Origin of the sequence: Streptomyces sp. YS-3, assembly GCF_045257485.1 — a bacterium.
Classification (GTDB): Bacteria; Actinomycetota; Actinomycetes; order Streptomycetales; family Streptomycetaceae; genus Streptomyces.
Genome location: NZ_JBJHPC010000005.1, coordinates 28465 through 47002, shown reverse-complemented (window position 1 = coordinate 47002; position 18538 = coordinate 28465). Strand labels below are relative to the sequence as shown.

The 18538-nt window shown below is 69.4% G+C and carries 15 protein-coding genes; 8 read left to right on the top strand and 7 right to left on the bottom strand.

From position 1 onward, the window contains the following. Nucleotides 1-1879 (bottom strand): BTAD domain-containing putative transcriptional regulator (locus tag ACJA3G_RS01210; RefSeq protein WP_406550947.1); only part of this gene is annotated, 1879 nt, incomplete at its 3' end. A gap of 578 nt (nucleotides 1880-2457) precedes the next feature. On the opposite strand from ACJA3G_RS01210, the gene ACJA3G_RS01205 reads away from it, so the two are divergent. From ACJA3G_RS01205 to ACJA3G_RS01190, 4 genes are all read left to right on the top strand, one after another. Further along, complete coding sequence (locus ACJA3G_RS01205; protein WP_406550946.1) at nucleotides 2458-3606, top strand: serine hydrolase domain-containing protein; 1149 nt, start codon at nucleotides 2458-2460, stop codon at nucleotides 3604-3606. Between the two features lie 447 nt (nucleotides 3607-4053). Next, nucleotides 4054-4884, top strand: a complete 831-nt coding sequence (locus ACJA3G_RS01200) for an alpha/beta fold hydrolase (protein WP_406550945.1) — start codon at nucleotides 4054-4056, stop codon at nucleotides 4882-4884. Between the two features lie 164 nt (nucleotides 4885-5048). Then, nucleotides 5049-5882 (top strand): alpha/beta fold hydrolase, encoded by an 834-nt coding sequence (locus tag ACJA3G_RS01195; protein WP_406550944.1) that lies wholly within the window; start codon nucleotides 5049-5051, stop codon nucleotides 5880-5882. Nucleotides 5883-6301: 419 nt separating this feature from the next. Next, nucleotides 6302-6535, top strand: a complete 234-nt coding sequence (locus tag ACJA3G_RS01190; RefSeq protein ID WP_406550943.1) for a hypothetical protein — start codon at nucleotides 6302-6304, stop codon at nucleotides 6533-6535. On the opposite strand, the gene ACJA3G_RS01185 is transcribed toward ACJA3G_RS01190, so the two are convergent. Then, a complete protein-coding gene (locus ACJA3G_RS01185; protein WP_406550942.1) occupies nucleotides 6532-7245 on the bottom strand; it encodes an N-acyl homoserine lactonase family protein in 714 nt (237 codons plus the stop codon). The genes ACJA3G_RS01190 and ACJA3G_RS01185 overlap by 4 nt on opposite strands. A gap of 892 nt (nucleotides 7246-8137) precedes the next feature. On the opposite strand from ACJA3G_RS01185, the gene ACJA3G_RS01180 reads away from it, so the two are divergent. After that, nucleotides 8138-9619 (top strand): MFS transporter, encoded by a 1482-nt coding sequence (locus ACJA3G_RS01180; protein ID WP_406550941.1) that lies wholly within the window; start codon nucleotides 8138-8140, stop codon nucleotides 9617-9619. Nucleotides 9620-10147: 528 nt separating this feature from the next. Here the strand turns inward: ACJA3G_RS01180 and ACJA3G_RS01175 are convergent. Further along, nucleotides 10148-10951: an ABC transporter ATP-binding protein gene (locus ACJA3G_RS01175; protein WP_406550940.1), complete on the bottom strand. Its 804-nt coding sequence runs from the start codon at nucleotides 10949-10951 to the stop codon at nucleotides 10148-10150. Nucleotides 10952-10962: 11 nt separating this feature from the next. Beyond that, nucleotides 10963-12759 (bottom strand): 2-isopropylmalate synthase, encoded by a 1797-nt coding sequence (gene leuA, locus ACJA3G_RS01170; RefSeq protein WP_406550939.1) that lies wholly within the window; start codon nucleotides 12757-12759, stop codon nucleotides 10963-10965. A 188-nt stretch (nucleotides 12760-12947) separates the two neighbouring features. Here leuA and ACJA3G_RS01165 point away from each other — a divergent pair, with 188 nt between their 5' ends. Continuing rightward, a complete protein-coding gene (locus ACJA3G_RS01165) occupies nucleotides 12948-13637 on the top strand; it encodes a FadR/GntR family transcriptional regulator (RefSeq protein ID WP_406550938.1) in 690 nt (229 codons plus the stop codon). A gap of 7 nt (nucleotides 13638-13644) precedes the next feature. Here ACJA3G_RS01165 and ACJA3G_RS01160 read toward each other — a convergent pair whose 3' ends face one another. From ACJA3G_RS01160 to ACJA3G_RS01150, 3 genes are all read right to left on the bottom strand, one after another. Next, on the bottom strand, nucleotides 13645-14505 hold the full coding sequence (locus ACJA3G_RS01160) for an oxidoreductase (RefSeq protein ID WP_406550937.1): 861 nt from the start codon (nucleotides 14503-14505) through the stop codon (nucleotides 13645-13647). After that, nucleotides 14492-15355 carry a helix-turn-helix domain-containing protein gene (locus tag ACJA3G_RS01155; protein ID WP_406550936.1) on the bottom strand — a complete coding sequence of 288 codons (864 nt, stop codon included), beginning with the start codon at nucleotides 15353-15355 and terminating at the stop codon, nucleotides 14492-14494. Before ACJA3G_RS01155 ends, ACJA3G_RS01160 begins: the two co-directional genes overlap by 14 nt. A 402-nt stretch (nucleotides 15356-15757) precedes the next feature. Then, nucleotides 15758-16180, bottom strand: a complete 423-nt coding sequence (locus ACJA3G_RS01150; RefSeq protein WP_406550935.1) for a winged helix-turn-helix transcriptional regulator — start codon at nucleotides 16178-16180, stop codon at nucleotides 15758-15760. 88 nt (nucleotides 16181-16268) lie between these two features. On the opposite strand from ACJA3G_RS01150, the gene ACJA3G_RS01145 reads away from it, so the two are divergent. After that, nucleotides 16269-17090, top strand: coding sequence for an NAD(P)H-binding protein (locus ACJA3G_RS01145; protein WP_406550934.1), 822 nt, complete (start codon nucleotides 16269-16271; stop codon nucleotides 17088-17090). A gap of 576 nt (nucleotides 17091-17666) precedes the next feature. Beyond that, nucleotides 17667-18422, top strand: coding sequence for a dienelactone hydrolase family protein (locus ACJA3G_RS01140; RefSeq protein WP_406550933.1), 756 nt, complete (start codon nucleotides 17667-17669; stop codon nucleotides 18420-18422). Nucleotides 18423-18538: the final 116 nt, after the last annotated feature.

Below are 18538 nucleotides of genomic sequence, written 5' to 3'. Positions count from 1 at the left end.
GGGCTGTGATGTGGGGGCCGGGGTGCAGGGCCAGGAAGCGGAAGAGCCGGGCGGCGTGCTCGTCCAGCAACTGGTAGGACCAGGAGAAGACGGTACGTACGTCGGTGCTGCTGTCGAAGCCGGTGAACGCGTCGAGGTCGCCGTGGGTGTGCCGCAGGTCGTCGACTATGGCTTCAAGGGGGAAGGACGGGTCGAGTTCGGCGCGGGCTGCGACCACGGCCATGGCCAGGGGGAGCCGTCCGCACAGGCGGATGATCTCGGTTGTGGCGGTGGGCTCGGCGGCCAGTCTCTCGCTTCCCAGACGTTGTTCGAGGGCTTGGTGGGCCTCGGTCTGTGAGGGCACAGCAAGCGTGAGGGGTTTGGCGCCGTCGGTGGCGATCAGGCCAGGAAGCTGGTTGCGGCTCGTGATCAGGGTGAGGCAGCCCGCTCCTGCCGGCAGCAGGGGGCGTACTTGCTGCTCGTCACGGGCGTTGTCCAGGACCAGAAGGATCCGCCGGTCGGCGAGGAGACTGCGGAAGAGCGTGCTGCGGGCGGGGGTGTCTTCCGGGATGCGCTGCGCGGGAACACCGAGGGCGGTGAGGAAGCCGTGCAGAGCGGTGCCGGGGTCCACGGCGGGTGCGTGGGGGTGGAATCCGCACAGGTTGACGAAAAGCTGTCCGTCGGGGAATGACGAGGCGATGCGGTGGGCGTGGTGGACGGCGAAGGTGGTCTTGCCGACACCGGGAGTACCGCTGATGACGACGACGGAGGCAGCCGTCGGTCCGGGCCGGTCCGGTGCACCGCTCACGGCCGACAGCCACGCACCCTCGGCGGTCCGTCCCGCGAACACCGGGAGGCTGCCGGGCAGTTGAGCCGGACGTGCCGGGGACGACGGCGTGGTTTCCTCCTCCGCGGCCGGGGCGCGACGAGCTTCGGACCGGCCGGCCGTGTCGGCTGCGGCGGCGGTGGCCGGGTCGGCGGGCGCCGCTGCCTCGCCCTCGTCCGGCGCCTCGGGCCTGGCCGACCCGATCGGATCGCGGCCCGGCTCGGTGCCCCTGCCGGGGGCGGCTGCCGCGCCGAATCCGTTCAGCTCACCGGCTGAGTGAAGGGGCGGCAGGTCGTGGTGGAGGATGCCCTGGTGCAGGGCGCGCAGGGGCGGACCGGGTTCGAGGCCGAGTTCGTCGGCGAGGTGCCGGCGCAGTTCGGTGTAGCGCTGCAGCGCTTCGGGGTGCCGGCCGGCGAGGTACAGGGCGCGCAGCAGCAGGGCCCAGCCCGTTTCCCGCAGCGGATGTGCCGTGGTCAGCTCCTGTGCCGCGTCCAGGGCTTCGGTGGTCCGTCCTAGCATGAGCAGGGCGGTGGTGCGGATCTCGCGTGCGGTCTGCCGCAGTTCTTCCAGGCGGGCTGTCTCATGGATGGCAAACAGATGGTGCGCGGCGTCGGCGAACGCGGTGCCACGCCACAACTCCAGCGCGTTTTGGGCCTCTTCGACGACGCGTTCGGGTCGGCCCTGTTCCATGAACAGGCGCGCCTGGGCAAGGGACCGCTCGAAGCGTACGGTGTCACGGCTTTCGGGCGGCACCCGCAGGGCGTAGCCCAGAGGCTCGGTGACCAGCAGTTCGAAGGTGCCGTGCCGACGCAGGTGCTGGGGTTCCAGGACCGCGCGCAGCTTGCTGACGTGGGCGTGCAGGGAGTTCATCGCTCCGCCCGGAGCCCGTCCCGGCTGCTGCGGCCACAGTTCCTCGCACAGCGTCTGGGGCGCGACCGCCCGGCCGTCGGCGAGCAGCAGGCGGATCAGCAGCAGCCGCTGCCTGCGCCGCCCCGGATCGAGTACCGCGCCCGCCCGCCGTACCACCAGCGGACCCAGCAGCCCGAAGTCGAGCCCCTGCCCCACAGCTGTCATCGCCTCCACCCGGAATCCCGCTCGACGGCGCCACCATCGGGGGCACACCCATGACCATGGCCCGCGGACATGTGCGCGACCGCTCCGGCGGTAACGGAAAACGGGCACCGGCCCACCCGGACACCCCGCGACCTTCGCCGCGGCGAGCTGTCCGCCGAGACGGGGGTGGCCGGTGCGGGTGTCCGGAGCGGCGAGGACCCCGTCGTCCGTTGCCCGCATACCGGACAGGAGATTAGCAGGAGCCCATTCGCGCGATGACGGCGCAGGCGGCGCAGTGCGCCGCAGTGCGGCTCTGTATGGCTGTGCATGGCTCGGTGTGGCTCTGTGTGGCTTCATGCGGCGTCGTGCGGCTCCCTGCCGCGCACCGAGGGGGTTGTTGGCTTGGCCGGTAGGGGCCGCTCACCCGTCGCCACGGCTTCGCCGTGCCATGGAGCGACGCGGCGGGCGACGCCCCCCCGCTGTTGAGCTGCGACCCCCTGGCCCGGAAACCGGCATGTCCATCCGGAACGCGATGTGAACCGACGTGAGGTCCCCGCCGTTGTGTGACCGAACGGTCGTCGTCACGAGTGGGGAAAATTATGGGTACTGTCGAAGGAACGAGCACCGCACGGTTCGAACCGGTCCGAGCGGCGCTGGCAGCGCACCTGGAGTCCGGCGAGGAGCTGGGGGCGTCGATCGCCGTCGACGTCGACGGGGTCATGGAAGTCGATCTGTGGGGCGGGCATACCGACGCCGCGCGGACGGTTCCGTGGCGCCAGGACACGGTGGTCAACCTGTGGTCGACCACCAAGACCCTCAGCAGTCTGGCGGCCCTCGTCCTCGTCGACCGTGGCGCACTCGATCTTCACCGTCCGGTCGCGCACTACTGGCCCGAATTCGCTGCCCAGGGCAAGCAGGACATCGAGGTGCGGCATGTCCTGGCGCACACCTCGGGGCTCTCAGGCTGGCAGCAGCCCTTCACCATGGACGACCTGTACGACTGGCCGACCGCGAGCGCCCGACTGGCCGCGCAGGCGCCCTGGTGGGAGCCGGGCAGTGCCTCGGGCTACCACGTGCAGACGCACGGGCAGCTCATAGGAGAGCTGGTCCGGCGGGTCAGCGGCCGGACCCTGACCGAGTTCGTCGACACCGAGATCGCCAAGCCGACACAGGCCGACGTCCAGATAGGTGCACGGCAGGCCGACTGGCCGCGTATCGCCGAACTGGTCGCCCCGCCGCAGCTCTCCGGGATACCCGCCGGCCTGGATCCCGAAGGGATCTTCACCAAGACGCTGCTCGGCAGCCCCGCCCGGGACGAGCACGTCGACACCCCACGGTGGCGCCGTGCCGAACTCGGAGCCGTCAACGGACACGGCAACGCACGCGGTATGGCCCGTGCCCTCTCCGTGATCTCACGACGCGGCCAGGTGAACGGCCGCCGGCTCCTCTCGGAGGAAACGGTGGACAAGGTCCTCGACGTGCAGGCCGACGGAGTCGACCTGTTCCTGGGTGTTCCCGTGCGCTGGGGCATCGGCTTCGCGCTCGCCGACACGAGGACGATGCCGCACATGCCCACCGGGAGGGTGTGCTTCTGGGTCGGCCGGGGCGGATCGATCGTCATGATGGACCTCGACCGGCGCGTCACGTTCTCGTACACGATGAACCGGCTGGGCGACGGCCTGCTCGGCTCTGAGCGCACCCACAGCTACATGAGGCAGGTCTACGAAGTCCTGGACTCCACGGGCTGAGCACGGACTGAGGGCCCCGGTCCGCCCGGTCCGCGCTGGAGGCCGCTCCGAGAACCGCGTCCTGCCCGCGACCAGAGGCTCGATCGCATCGGGAGGCGGCCGGACATCGCCGCTCCACACCCTCATGCGACGCCCGCGAACGAACAGCAACGTTCTCGGGGTGAACCGAACCGGTCCTGCCGTCGTAGGACAGGACGTAGGCCACTCCACCCCGTCGGCCGAGGTCGGTGGTGCTCCAGGCACAGTCGGGGGCCGTAGCCGCACAGCTGCTCTTCTTGCCGCTGCGATGCGTCGCTCACCTCCCTCCGATCAGCGCCAACCAGTCGGCGCGGTCCGGACACTGCAACTCAGCTGCCTACAAGAACACTCGGTGGTTCGTCTCTCGAACGCACCGCCTTTCGCCGGGCCCGGTCAGGGCCGACGGCCAAGAAAAAAGGACATTCACGCATGCGCACCACCCTTGTCAACCGCAGATCCGCCCTGCTCGGTGTCACAGCGGCCGTAGGGCTGTCCGTGGCCGCCGTCACCCTGCCCGGTGCGGCCGGTGCGGCGTCCCTCCGCCCGGAACGACCGACGATCGTGCTGGAGCACGGGGCGTTCGCCGACTCCGCGAGCTGGGACGGTGTCGTCACGCGGCTGCAGCGTGCGGGCTACCCCGTGGTGTCCGCCGCCAACCCGCTGCGCGGTCCGGCGACCGATGCCGCCTACCTGCGCAGCGTCATCGACCACATCGACGGGCCCGTGGTCCTGGTCGGCCATTCCTACGGGGGTACCGTCATCAGCCAGGCCGCCGCGGGCCTGGAGGGCAAGGTGAAGGCACTGGTCTACATCGCCGCGTTCCTGCCCGACACCGGCGAGAGCTCGCTCGGGCTGACGAACAAGTTCCCCGGCAGCACCCTCGGCCAGGCGATCGAGTCCGTCAACTACACACTGCCCGATGGCGGTCAGGGCGCAGACGTGTACATCAAGGCGGAGAAGTTCCGCGGCCAGTTCGCCGCCGACGTGCCGACGGACAAGGCCAGGCTCATGGCGGCAGGACAGCGGCCGATCGCCGCCGCCGCGCTGGAGGAGAAGTCGACGAAGGCCGCCTGGAAGACGATCCCCTCCTGGTCCCTGGTGACCACGGAGGACCTCAACATCCCTGTGGCCGCCCAGCGTTATATGTCCGCCCGCGCCGGGGCTCGCACGACGGTCATCGACGCGTCGCACGCGGTGCCGGTGTCCCGCCCCGACGCCGTTGCCCGCATCGTGGAGCGTGCCGCCCGCACGGTCCGCTGAACGACAGGACGGCCCCCGTCGCCGCTCCGGGGACCCCCGAGCCAGGCCCAGCCGGGCACCTCACCACCGAGCCCACCCGGGCACGCACCATCCACCGCATCACCCGACCCGGGACCCGGGCACTTCACCACCCACCGCACTTCTCATGGAAAGGCAGTAACACCATGGCGTTCATCACCGTTGGCCAGGAGAACTCGACCAGCATCGAGCTGTACTACGAGGACCACGGCACCGGGCAGCCGGTAGTGCTGATCCACGGCTACCCGCTCGACGGCCACTCCTGGGAGAAGCAGTCCGCCGCTCTGCTGTCGGCCGGCTATCGCGTGATCACGTACGACCGGCGCGGTTTCGGCCGCTCCAGCCAACCCACCACCGGCTACGACTACGACACCTTCGCCGCCGACCTGAACACGGTCCTCGAAACCCTCGACCTCGACGACGTCGTCCTGGTCGGCTTCTCCATGGGAACCGGCGAGGTCGGTCGCTACCTGGGCACCTACGGCTCCGCCCGGGTAGCCAAGGCCGCCTTCCTCGCCTCCCTCGAACCCTTCCTCCTCAAGACCGACGACAATCCCGGCGGTGTCGACGGTGCTGTCTTCAGGGAGATCGAAGGTGCCGTCACCGCCGATCGCTACGCCTACTTCACCGCGTTCTACGAGGACTTCTACAACCTCGACGAGAACCTCGGCACCCGCATCAGCGAGGAAGCCGTTCGCAACAGCTGGAACGTCGCCGCAGGAGCCTCCGCGTACGCCTCCCTGGCGTGCGTGGCGACCTGGTCGACTGATTTCCGTGCCGACCTGCCCAAAATCGACGTCCCGGCGCTGATCCTGCACGGCACGGCCGACCGCATCCTGCCCATCGAGGCCACCGGCGCCCTCTTCCACGAGGCGCTCCCGCAGGCCGACTACGTCGTCATCGACGGCGCGCCCCACGGCCTGCTGTGGACCCACGCCCGGGAAGTCACCGAGGCCCTCCTGGCCTTCCTGGCCAAGTGACCGGCGTCCGGGGGCCTTCGGACGGGGAGCGGGCACGCGCCCCGTTACGCGGGGGATCCGAGGCTGAAACCGCTCGTCCGTGGACAGGGAGCTCGTCGGCAGGACCGTGAACCGTGCACCCCGCCGCCGTGGGAACGGCGGCGGGGTGCAGGGACGCGTGTGGAGGGCGGAGGCGCCGTACCGAGGCATGTCCCCCGGGCTCCAGGAAGGGCGTGAACTCCACCCAGAGCCAAGCAATGTTGAGAGGCGGTTCGCCGGACGCGGTTCGGTTGCACCAAGCCGCGCTCTTCTTGGACAGGTGCAACGGTGGTCGACAGATGTCGTGCATGGCATACGAGATCATGGGCGCGCACCGATCGGGGAAGACACAGGGGGGTAGGGGCATCATGGTGGCGTTCCACGCATCCGCACTGGACGGAGTGGCGCGAAATTCGGCGCTGCCGACGCCGCTGCTGCTGCGCCTGCTCGCCTTCGAGGGGGACGGTGACCGTCCGCCTCGTGACGCTCTTCAGCGGGCCGGGCTCCCCGAGTCGGCCGTCGCGCTGGTCGTGGCCCACCCGAACCCGGGGTCCCGGATCGATTTCGCCATGAGTGCCAGGGCGGAGCCTCTACAGCGGGCGGACGATGCGGTGCGGGGCCGCTGGGGCGGTTAATAGTCGTTGCTGTGTGCGGGTTCCCAGATCGAGCAGTCGTGGGCGAAGAGCACCCGTCGTGGGTCGAAGTCGGCAAGCCGCCCCAACCACGGCGCACGGTCGGGAAGGGGTGGTTCCGCGCCATTAAGTGCGGCCTGGCGGGCCAGGTGGTCCGATGCGAAGTGAGAGGCGAAGTCGTGTGCCTGGCCGGCGAGGATCACGGTGCCGTCGCTTTGCCGGAGGACCAGCGACTGGTGTCCTGGGGTATGCCCGGGTGTCGGGATGATCCAGACGCCCGGCCAGACCTCCATCTCACCAGCGAGTTCCTCGTAGGTGACACCGGGGAAGTCGACGAGTTCATCGATGGTGTAGTTGCCCCGTCGGGCGGTGGCCAGCTCGACTTCCTGGACCAGGATCGGCTTGCCGCCCAGCAGGGGATTCCCGCCGCAGTGGTCGAAGTGAAGGTGGCAGTTCACGACCAGAGAGATGTCGGTGAGGGACACTCCGGCTGCCGATAAGGCCTCCTGCAGTCCACGGCGTCGGGGCCGGTAGTGGGCCTCGGTCTCAACGTCGCCGAGGCCGATGCCGGTGTCGAAGAGGATCAGTCCCCGGTTGTGCTGCACCAGGTAGCCAAGTACGGATTCAACGCGCGGGTGCGGGCCACCTGTCTCTGAAGCAGGCCGGATGAAGTACCCCAAGTCGAGTCGACGCACTGCCGAGTTCTTCCCCATACGGTCATCCTGACAGGCCGCGATGTGCCGTCCAGCGAATCCGCCGACAGCAGAACCGCCGCTACCACTCAATCGCCATGACTCCCACCGGACCGGGCGGGCCACATGTTTGCTGGGACCGAGCGTGCGTTGACCTGGCGTACGCCACCTCCTGCAAGAATCGCACACCGGTCATCGCAGTCACCGCTCCGCTGCTCATGATCGGCTGGCCGGCACGTCGGCGCCGCCGTCGGACCAGTCATCGCCGCGGTGACCCTCAGCACCCCGGTCGGAGACAGCGGGCCGCTGTGGTCGAGCGGACTCCTGGTCGCTGGGGCGCTACTCGTCGCGTTCCCCCTTCGCACAGTGATCGCGGCTGGCCGGAGAACGGAGGTACTCCGGTGACGCACGCGAAGCCCCTTCAGCCGTCGATGGTCGCCGATGGCTCGTCGAATGCTGCCGCACTCCTCCGATCGCCACCGTCGCTGCCGAGGCCGGCGTCTCCCATGGCAACAGGGCTTGTCCGCGGACAGGCTTCTTGGGTGCGGGTCCGGAATCGGTGGCTTCGGGGATCGGAGGGTGGCGGGTCAAGGTTCGCCACGGTCGGTGTTCCCGTACCCTGGTCTGGGTCCTGCCCGAGCTTCAGCGGCAGTGACCGGACTCCAGTTCCTTCTGTGTCGATCTTGAGGTGACTTCGTATTCCCCAGGCTGTGTAGCGGTCCGCGTTCCCCTACGTTCTGAGTCGAACGTGTCCGGGGGCGGACGTCGCGTCGGCCTGAGTTGCGTCACCCACCCCCGCGTTTCCTGTCCTACCCGGGTGCAGCTCTGCCGTCTGCCCCGGGTTGCGTCCTGAGCGGCCCCGGCGCGGCCGGCGGCAGGGTTCCCCGATTCCCTGAATCAGGAGTTTCCCGTCGTGTCTTTCCCCGCGCTCGGCGACGAGCCGCAGCACACCACCTCATCCCCGGTCCGGACCATATCCGGCCGGTCGCCGATGGCGGCCCGGGGCGCCTGGATCGCTCTCATGGTGCTCCTGGTCGCCGAGCTCATGGACATCCTCGACCAGTCCGTCGTCCTCACCGCCCTGCCCGTGATTCAGGAGTCGACCGGCGCCGGACCGGCTGCGGTGCGGTGGCTGACCGTCGGCTATTCACTGGCCGTCGCCGTCGGTCTGATCACCGGCGGACGGCTCGGCGACATCCACGGCCGACGCAGGGTCCTCCTCATCGGCACCCTCGTGTTCACCCTGTCCTCGCTGCTGTGCGGCACCGCCACCAGCCCTGGCATACTGATCGCCGCCCGCGGGCTTCAGGGCGCCGGTGTCGCCCTGATGCTCCCGCAGGTCCTGGCCACCCTCCACGTCACGTTCGACGGGCACAATCGCAGCAAGGCGTTCGGCCTATACGGAGCCGTCCTTCCGCTCGCCAACGTCCTGGGACCGGTCCTGGGCGGCGCGCTCACCGAAGCCGACCTGTTCGGACTGTCCTGGCGGCCGATCTTCCTGATCAACGTACCCATCGGCCTCGCCGTGATCGTCCTCGGCCGCAGGTTCATCCCCGAGTCGACCGCGCCGAAGGCCGACCGGCTCGACCTGAACGGCATGCTGCTGTCCGCACTGGCCATTGTCTTGATCATCTTCCCGCTCACCGAGGGGCACGCCCACCACTGGCCGCTCTGGTGCTTGGCCATGCTCCCCGCAGGTCTCCTCGTCCTCGGGGTCTTCGTGCGCCACCAGCAGCGCAGGCAGGACCACTCCCCGCTCCTGGCCCTGCCCCTCTTTCGATGCGGGCAGTTCTCCGGCGGCCTGTCCGTGCAACTGGTGCTCGGCCTGCTGTGCGGTCTGTTCTTCATGACCTGGACGCTCTACCTCCAGCGCGGCCTGGGTATGAGTCCGCTGATGGCCGCCACGGCCTTCGCGCTGCTCGCTCTCGGTGAGCTGGCCGGTGCGACAGTGGCGATGAAGACAGCCGGTCGCTTCGCACGCCGTCTGCCTCAGACCGGAATCCTGCTCGCCCTCGCCTCAATCGCGGCCCACGGGATCCAGGCCAGCAACTACCAGGCCCACCTGTCCCTCCTCGCGATGACCGTCCCGGCCGCGCTGCTCGGCTTCGGTCTCGGCATGGTCGGCGGCCCGCTCGCCGACATGTCGCTCGCCAAGGTCCCACACGAGAACGCCGGGTCCGCCTCAGGCCTGTTCAACACCGCAATGCATCTGGGCATGGCCCTGGGTACCGCGCTGTCCGCCCTCGTCTTCTTCTCCGCCACAGACGGTTCGCCCGACAGCGCGGTCAACCGCGCCGCGTTCACCGGCGTTCTCTGGTGGATCGGCGCCATCCTCGCCACGATGTGGGCCCTGATGTTCTTCCTGCCCGCGCACGCGAGCAGGAAGGCAGACTGACCCCCCTCGCCCACGAGCTCAACCACCGGCCGCGCAAGACCCATGGGGCGTTCAACCCCGCACCAGGAGCGCCGGCGCGAAGCAGCTGCGCGACGCGGCTCCTTTTGTTACTGGCCTGCCCCTAGCGGAGAACGGGCGGCCGAGGCCCCGTGCCACGCCTGTCGTTGCGTACGGCCTCGCGCACGGTGTTGCGCAGGCGCCGTTCGGTTGTTTCCGGAGTGGGGGACCGGCCGGGCGCGACCGGTCACCAGCCAAGCCCGGAGGTCTGCGACGTGACGGTGAGCTGCCACCGTCGGCCTTCGACTGCGACGAGTCACGTCCGTGCCAACTCGGCCGCCGACGATGCTGGTAGATGAGCTGCCGAGATGCCAGTGAACTGCGGATGCGCCAGCCAGTACCGAGCGGTCAGTCATGCCCCTGACCAGGAGAGCATGCCCACATGCTGTCACGCACCAACTCGCCAAACAGGTGTCGCCGGTGGGACGCGCTGGGTCGGCGCGCCCACCGGCAACCCCGCCGTCGGCCGGGTTACGGCATGGACGGGCGGCGGGCTCGCACACTCCACCGGCCGTCGGTGCGGTCGAGGTGGATCGGGTGGTCGAAGCACTTGCTGACCTGATCACCGGTCAACACCTCGGCCGCCGGCCCGGAGGCCAGGCAGCGGCCGTCCCGCAGCAGCATGGCGTGCGTCGTGCCGGGAGGTAGCTCCTCCAGGTGGTGGGTGACCAGCACCGACGACAGCTCGGGATGGGTGTGCTGGAGTGTGCCGGTCCGTTCGATGAGCTGTTCCCGCCCAGCGACGTCCAGGCCGGTCGCGGGTTCATCCAGCAACAGCAGCCGGGGACGTGGCATGAGTGCGCGGGCGATCAGGGCCCTTCCCCGCTCGCCCTGGGACAGGGTGGGCCAGCGCGCGGCGCGCCGTTCGCCGAGACCGAGCAGGTCGATGAGGCGATCGGCCGAGGCGGCCTGCTCGGGCGTCGGTTGCCAGCGCGGCACGCGTTCGACGGTGTTGGTCAGCCCGGTCAGTACGACGTCGTGGACCCGCAACGGTGTGCGCAGTGCGTGGCGCGGGTCCACATGTCCCACGTATGACCGGAGTTGACGCATGTCGATCCGGCCAAGACGGTGACCCAGGACTTCGACGGTCCCTCGCGTAGGGTGGGTGAGCGCGCCGAGGAGGCCGAGGAGGGTGCTCTTGCCGGCGCCGTTGGCCCCGAGTAACGCCCAGTGCTCGCCGGGCCGTACGGTCACGGAGACGTCGTGGAGGAGGTGATTGCCGTCGCGGACGAGGTCGACGCTCTCCACGCACAGGACGGGGGGAGTGGTGGACATGCGGGAGTCGGTCACCGTTGGGCCCGTCCGGCCCGGTTGACGGCGGCGAGCACGGCCTGCACCGACGCGGCGAGAATGGAGGTGTCCCAGCCGGCGCCCCACATCGTGACCCCGTCCACTCGGCACTCGGCGTACGCGACGGCGGGACTGCCGGGCCCCACGCTGGTGGCGTGCTCGGCGTAGTTGAGGATGTCTACGGTGACTCCGGCGCTCCCGAGGACCTGGGTGAAGGCGGACAGCGGGCCGTTCCCGGTGCCCTCATAGGAGCGTTCCCGGCCGTTCGCGGTCAGGACGCAGCTGAACCGGTGCTCACCGGGCCCGGTCTCGGTGGTGCTCCACGAGTTCAGGAGGAACGGACCGTCCTGGGCCGGGGCGATGTAGTGCGTGCGGAAGAGGTCCCACAGGTCCTTGTGCGAGAGTTCCTGCCCACTCGCGTCGGTGGCCCCCTGCACCGCGCCGGAGAAGTCCGGGCGCATCCCCTTGGGCAGGTCCAGGCCGTGGTGGGTGTGGAGCAGGTGGGCGATGCCGCCCTTGCCGGACTGGGAGTTGATGCGGATGACCTCCTCATACGTACGCCCGATGTCACCCGGATCGATCGGCAGGTACGGAACCTCCCAGGGCGCCTGCTCGGCCGGGACGCCCAGCTCTGCCGCCCGCTTCGTGTGGTGGGCCATGCCCTTGGAGATGGCGTCCTGGTGGGTCCCGGAGAAGGCCGTGTGGACGAGCTCGCCGACGTAGGGGTGGCGTGGGTGGACGGGTAGCCGGTTGCAGTGCTCCACCACCTCGCGCACGGCGTCGATGTCGGAGAAGTCGACCATGGGGTTCACGCCCTGTGCGTACAGGTTCAGCGCCAGCGTGACGAGATCGACGTTTCCGGTGCGCTCGCCGTTGCCGAACAGGCAGCCCTCCACCCGCTGCGCCCCTGCCAGCACGGCGAGTTCGGCACAAGCGACGCCGGTGCCCCGGTCGTTGTGGGGGTGCACGGAGAGGATCACCGCGTCGCGCCGTGCCAGGTGGCGGTCCATGTACTCGATCTGGTCCGCGTACACGTTGGGGGTGGCGATCTCCACGGTGGCCGGGAGGTTGTGGATCACCGGCCGGTCCGCGGAGGCGTCCCACAGCTCGGTGACGCTGTTGCAGACCTCCAGGACGTAGTCCGGTTCGGTGAGGTTGAAGACCTCGGGGGAGAACTCGAACCGGATGTCGGCTCCCGACCGCTCCTCGGCGCGCCGCATCAGATAGCCGGCGGCGTCCAGGATCATCCCGTGGAGCTCGTTGCGGGAGCGGCCGAGGACCACGTCGCGCCATGCCGGCGCGGTGGCGGTGTAGAGGTGCACGACGGTGCGGGGGAGTCCCTCGATGGAGGCGATGGTGCGGTCGATCAGGTCGTTGCGGGCGGCAGTGAAGACGGAGATGGTCACGTCCTCGGGCACGGCGCCGCTGGTAGCCAGGTGGCGTACGAAGTCGAAGTCGGTCTGGCTGGCGGAGGGGTAGCCGACCTCGATCTCCTTGTAGCCCATGGTGACCATCAGGTCGAACATCCGGCGCTTGCGCTCGGTGTCCATGGGCTCGGCCAGCGCCTGGTTGCCGTCGCGCAGGTCGACCGGCACCCACAGGGGGGCTCGCTCCAGTCGGCGCGACGGCCAGGTCCGGTCCCTCAGCGGCAGCGCGACCCGGTCGTGCGCGGGCCGGTACCGCTCGTGCGGCATCGCGCTCGGCCGCTGGGGGTTCCACGCGGGAGCGTCCTCGGGAACGGGTCCCGAGGGGGTGCGCAGCGTGGCGAAAGCCTGGGTGTGGGGTGTAGCCATGAGACGGAATCACTTTCAGTCGGCCAACTGGTGACCGGCACGTCTCGACACCCGCTGCGGGGTGCCGGTCGATTCAGGCCCCGCAGCGGCAACCGAGAAGAAGGAGCTCGCACAGCGACATGCCGGGTACAGTAGCCACAACGAACTCCTCAGACAACCTGAGATGTGAAAGTGAAGGTGAACGTCGGATGCCACTGGGCGCACTGCGGCCAACTCCCCTGGTCGAGCAGGCCACTGAGCGGCTGCGCGAGCAGATCATTCAGGGCGAGTGGAGTGTCGGAACCAAGCTCCCCGGCGAGAACTCGCTTGCCCAGATCCTCGGCGTAGGGCGTTCGACCGTGCGCGAGGCTCTGCGCGCGTTGGCCGGCGCGGGTCTCGTGCAGGCGCGGCAGGGCGCCGGGGTCTTCGTCATCGCCACCAAGCTCCAGGAGGACTGGCTCACGAGCCTGCGGCGCGCGGCCGTCACCGATGTGTACGAAGTGCGCATGCTCATCGAGGTCGAAGCCGCGCAGATGGCCGCGCAGCGCCGCACCGACGTCGACCTCGTCGCCCTCGACGAGGCGCTGGCCCACCGCCGCGCTGCCGCGAAGGCGGGCAACGCCGAGTTCGTCGACGCCGACATCGCCCTGCACTCGGCCGTGGTCGCCGCTGCACACAACCCCGTACTCACCGGCCTGTTCGCCGAGTTCGTGCCCGTACTGCGCCAGGGGCTGATCGACCTGGTGGAGCTGCTCGACCTGCGCTCCGGGGACCCCAACCACGGCGACGACGGTCACACCCTGCTGGTGGAGGCCATTGCGCGTGCGGACGCCGAATCCGCCGGGCGCACCTTGCGCGAGGAGCTGGAGCAGACGCTCGAACGCCTCCGTGCAAGCTGACACGCGGTCAGCTCGCGGTTCGCTCCGAGGGGAAGTCCGCGCTGAGAGTCACCTCCCGCCAGCCGTCGAAGGTGGACCTGAGGGAGTCGAGCTTGGCGGTGGCGATGTCGTACGCGGCCTTGCCCAGCAGCAGGCGCAGCGGGGGTTCTTCGGCGGTGACCGCGTCGATGACCGCTTGGGCGGCGCGTGCCGGGTCCCCGGGCTGGTGGCCGTAGGTGGCCAGGGTGCTCGCGCGTCGTGTGCCCGCGGTCGCGGCATAGTCGGCGATGGTGGTGGCGGACTGGCGCATGGAGGGCCCGGACCAGTGGGTGCGGAACGCGGCGGGTTCGACGATCGTGACCTTGATGCCGAGAGGGGCGACCTCGGCGGCCAGGGACTCAGAGAGACCTTCCACGGCGAATTTGGTGGCGTGGTAGTAACCGGTGGCGCCGAAGCCGACCAGGCCGCCGAGGGAGGACATGTTCACGATGTGGCCGGTGCGACGGGCTCGCATGCCCGGCAGGACGGCCCTGGTGGTGTTGACCAGGCCGAAGACGTTGGTGTCGAACAAGGCGCGAACCTCGTCGTCCTCGCCCTCCTCGACGGCGGCGAGATAGCCGTAGCCCGCGTTGTTGACCAATACGTCGATCTGCCCGAAAGCCGCCTGCGCCTGGGCGACCGCGTCGGTGATCTGCTCGGGGTCGGTGACGTCCAGCGTCAGGACGATGGCGCGTTCCTCGTGCCCGGCGATCACGTCGGCGGCCGTGCCGGGATCCCGGGCGGTGACCACCGCCCGCCATCCGTGTTCCAGTACGGCGCGGGCCAGCTCCCGGCCCAGGCCGGAGGAGCAGCCGGTGATGAACCAGACGGGGGAATCAGCGGAGGTCATGCGGGATGTGCCCTTCGTCTTGAGTATGGGGGAGTTCGGTGAGGGCGAGGCTGCCCAGCAGGACCAGCGACTGTGCGGCAGCGCTGCCGGGTTCGGCTCGGTAGACCACCAGATGCTGGCCGGGGGCGCTGTTGACGGAGAAGGTCTCGAAGTCCAGCGTGAGTTCGCCGGCCATTGGGTGGCGAAAGCGCTTGGCCGAGGCCGTTTTGACCCGCACCTCGTGGCGCGCCCACATGCGTGCGAAATCGGGGTTACGCACGGAGAGTTCACCCACCAGGTCCTGCAGCCGCTCGTCGTCCGGGTCGGGATTGGCGGCCCGCAGTGCGGCCACGCAGCCCTGCGCCACAACGGGCCAATCGCGGTAGAAATCCTGTGCGGCGGGGTTGAGGAACATCGCTGTGATCAGGCTCGTCGCGTTGCCGAGCCAGGAGAACAGCGCCTCGCCGAGGGCGTTGACGGCCAGCAGGTCGAGGTAGCGGCCGTAGACCAGAGCCGGTGTGTCCGCCCAGGTGTCCAGCAAGGACACCAGGTGCGGGCCGGCGTATTCCCGGGCGGCGGCCCAGGGCCGCCCGTGCTGTGGTGGATCGATGAGGGCGCGCAGGTGGGCGGCTTCCTCGTCCTCCAGCAGGAGTGCGGCTGCCAGTGCCCTTTGGACCTGGGGTGAGGGATTGCGTTCGCGTCCCTGTTCCAACCGCACGTAGTAGTCGGTGCTCACTCCGGCGAGGACGGCGACCTCCTCACGGCGCAGACCAGGGGTGCGGCGTGTCCCTGCGGGCATCCCGTGGTCCTCGGGGCGCACCAGCGCGCGCCGGGCCCGCAGGAACTCGCTCAGCCGGTGATTCTTGTCCATGCCTGCCACCGTAGAGGCCGGCAACGCCGACAGGGTGGCCCTGTCCCACCCACCCGGACAGGGTGATGAACCGCTGTTGGGTAACCCCGGCGCCGCTGCCTCACACGACTGGGTTCGATGGCATGGAAGCCCAACTGGTTGGGTTCGCTGTCAGGCGACTCGGTTGGATGGCAGAGGGCGTGGACCGGTCTCCCCGCAGCGTGAGGACTGGCCTGTTCGTCACACCGTAGATTCACCAGACGGCCGGAGGAGCGAGCCCTGGGCGATGGCGGTAGGAGGGAGGAGACCAGGGAGGCTTTCGGCGAAGGTGGTCGTTAGGCTCCCGATATGTCGAACGCCCCAACAGCCGTAAACGTAGGGCAACAACGGTCAAACTTCAGTATGAGGCGATGACGGTGGGCGTCAGCGGATGACGTGGTCGGGGTGGGCCTGGTCGTACGCATGCCGTGCCTCGGTGATGGCAGCACGGTGAGTGAGGGACCAGTCGGCAAGTGCCTTGACTAGGTGGGTCAGGCCCGCCCCGGTCTCGGTCAGACGGTAGTCGACCTGGGCGGGGACGGTCGGGTACACGGTACGCAGCACGAGGCCGTCGCGTTCGAGCCTTCGCACGGTGAGGGTGAGCATGCGCTGGGAGATGCCGTCGATGGCGCGTTGCAGTTCGCGGAACCGGCGTGGCCCGCCCGCGAGTTCGACGATCACCAGCACCGACCACTTGTCCCCGATACGGTCCAGGACGTCGCGGATGCCGCAGTCGGGGTGATCCTCGCTTCCGCAGGGGTCGAGGTCAGCGGGGGTGGTGGTTACCCCGGTGTGCGTGAGTGACATCAAACTGCCTTCTTGTGGCCGGTGAGCGCGGGGTCAAGGATCAAGCGTAGTTGCTGATGAGACCCACGACGGAAGACTGTGACTGATCATGATCTTGGTGACCGGAGCGAACGGGAACCTCGGGGCGGCTACTCTCGCGGCGCTGCGGGCTCGCGGCATTGCTGTGGCGGGCGGCAGCCGTACGCCGGACGAGGGGATGCGGCGCCTCGACTTCGATGACCGCGAGAGCCTCGACCTCCGTGGCGTGTCTACGCTGGTGCTGATCTCCGCGGGTTATGCCGAGGACGACCAGGTCGTCGGGCGGCACGCGGCGGTCCTGGACGCCGCCGTGAGGGATGGCGTCCGCCACGTCGTCTACACGAGCCTGACCGGTGCCGGTGATCATCTCGGTTTCGCGCTCGCGCACCGTGCAACGGAACGCCTGGTGCGGGCGAGCGGATTGGCGTGGACGATCCTGCGTAATGGCCTCTACGCCGAACTCTTCGGCGCTCTCCTCATGTGGTCCGAGGACGGGGTGGAGTCCGCGTTCGGCGGTGGCGCCCTTGCTGCGGTCGTGCGAGAGGATCTCGCCGATGCCGCGGCAATCGTTGCGGCGGATCCGGCACGGCACGGCGGGCGCATCTACGACCTCGTCGGCACGCCGATCACGGGAAGGCAGGTGGCCGACCGGCTCGGGGTCCCGCACCGCACCATCAGCCTGGGCGAGTACCGGGGCCGGCTCCTCGACGAGACACCGGGGCTGCTGCCGTTCCAGCCGCCGATGCTCGCCTCGATCGCCACGAGCATCCGGCACGGCTTCCTGGACGGTGCCTCCCCCGACCTGGTCGACGTACTTGGCCGCCCAGCCCGCGATCCCCTGGCCCCGGCCGTTGCAGTCGCTTCCGCCACGCGGCCGGAAGCAAGCGTTTAGCAGCGGGCGGCACGCGCTCGGTAACGACTGAGTGCTTCCGGCGATCGTGGCGGGAGGACTCAGCTGACTAATGGCTCGGATGGTCGTTGGTCCCGTCGTGAAGGAAACCTTCAGCGGTGGCCGCGGATCGTGTCGGATGGCCTGCGGTCGCTCATCGAGCCGTTGTTGCCTGAGCCGCTGCCCAAAGCAGGTGGAAGGGCGCCCTCGGGTGCCGGACCGGCAGGCACTCTGCGGGATCCTGTTCGCCAAGGCATACGACCGAAGCTCGACGTCGACTTCATCCCGCTTCGCGAGCAGGACCTGACCGCCGTCGGCCTCGACCAGGCCGCCTGAACCCTGAGGTGCCTAGCTGGTGACGCCCCTTCAGGTGGCCCGGCCGGTAAACGCCAGAATCCTGCCGATAGGGTCAACCTCCAACTCCGTGGCCTGGGTAGGCGATCCGATAGCGCTGCCGTGGGAACGCGGTTTTTGATGGTTGGTGTGAAACATCGCCGATTTCAGAGGGGACATCCGCACTGTTCTGCCAGCGGTGAACCCCGGCCCGACCGGGCGCGACGATCACTACAGTCCAGTCTCATGACGACGATCACAACGCGCACGGTCGAGTACCCGGCCGACGGTCTGACGATGATCGGGCACCTCGCACTCCCGGCCGGTGTCGACCGCCGGCCCGCAGTGCTGCTCGGGCCAGAGGGCATGGGGCTCAGCGATGTCGAGCGCGGCCGGGCCGATGCTCTCGCCGAGCTGGGCTACGTAGTGCTCGCCTTCGACCTTCACGGCGGGCGCTATTTGGGTGACCCGGAGGCGATGCTGGCCCGTTGCATGCCGCTGCTCGCCGACCCCGACCGGATGCGGGGCATCGGTCATGCCGCGCTCGACCTGTTGCGCGCCGAACCGCGGACCGACCCCGACCGGATCGCCGCCATCGGCTATGGCACCGGGGGCGCCGTCGGACTGGAGCTCGGACGCGACGGCGTCAACCTGCGCGCCATCGGGACAGTCAACGCGCTGACCACGGGTCGACCGGGCGAGGCGGCGCGCATTCGCTGCCCGGTGTGGGCCGGGGTCGGGTCGGAAGACCCGATCATGCCGCCCGCGCAACGGAGCGCGTTCACCGCCGAGATGCAGGCCGCGGGCGTCGACTGGCGCCTCGTGGTCTACGGCGGCGCCTTGCACGCCTTCCACCACCCGCCGGTCGACCACCCCACGGTCCCCGGCGTCGGCTACCACCCACGGCACGCGGAGCGAGCCTGGCGCGACGTCGTCGACCTGCTCTCCGAGTGCCTGCCCGTGACGGAGGATCTGGTCAGTCCCAGCTCGGCCACCCGCTGACCAGCGCTTACCCGCAGGACGCCGACGACGCGCTCTCTGCCCAAGATCGGTCAAGATCGGGGGCCTCCACGCAACCTTCGGAAATGACGAGGGGGTGTCGACCCACTTGGCGGCGC

Excerpts from the sequence above, each read along its gene's own strand:
- ACJA3G_RS01205 (WP_406550946.1), top strand. The coding sequence starts at position 2,458 with ATGGGTACTGTCGAAGGAACGAGCACCGCACGGTTCGAACCGGTCCGA.
- ACJA3G_RS01200 (WP_406550945.1), top strand. The coding sequence starts at position 4,054 with ATGCGCACCACCCTTGTCAACCGCAGATCCGCCCTGCTCGGTGTCACA.
- ACJA3G_RS01195 (WP_406550944.1), top strand. The coding sequence starts at position 5,049 with ATGGCGTTCATCACCGTTGGCCAGGAGAACTCGACCAGCATCGAGCTG.
- ACJA3G_RS01185 (WP_406550942.1), bottom strand. The coding sequence starts at position 7,245 with ATGGGGAAGAACTCGGCAGTGCGTCGACTCGACTTGGGGTACTTCATC.
- ACJA3G_RS01175 (WP_406550940.1), bottom strand. The coding sequence starts at position 10,951 with ATGTCCACCACTCCCCCCGTCCTGTGCGTGGAGAGCGTCGACCTCGTC.
- leuA (WP_406550939.1), bottom strand. The coding sequence starts at position 12,759 with ATGGCTACACCCCACACCCAGGCTTTCGCCACGCTGCGCACCCCCTCG.
- ACJA3G_RS01165 (WP_406550938.1), top strand. The coding sequence starts at position 12,948 with ATGCCACTGGGCGCACTGCGGCCAACTCCCCTGGTCGAGCAGGCCACT.
- ACJA3G_RS01160 (WP_406550937.1), bottom strand. The coding sequence starts at position 14,505 with ATGACCTCCGCTGATTCCCCCGTCTGGTTCATCACCGGCTGCTCCTCC.
- ACJA3G_RS01155 (WP_406550936.1), bottom strand. The coding sequence starts at position 15,355 with ATGGACAAGAATCACCGGCTGAGCGAGTTCCTGCGGGCCCGGCGCGCG.
- ACJA3G_RS01150 (WP_406550935.1), bottom strand. The coding sequence starts at position 16,180 with ATGTCACTCACGCACACCGGGGTAACCACCACCCCCGCTGACCTCGAC.
- ACJA3G_RS01145 (WP_406550934.1), top strand. The coding sequence starts at position 16,269 with ATGATCTTGGTGACCGGAGCGAACGGGAACCTCGGGGCGGCTACTCTC.
- ACJA3G_RS01140 (WP_406550933.1), top strand. The coding sequence starts at position 17,667 with ATGACGACGATCACAACGCGCACGGTCGAGTACCCGGCCGACGGTCTG.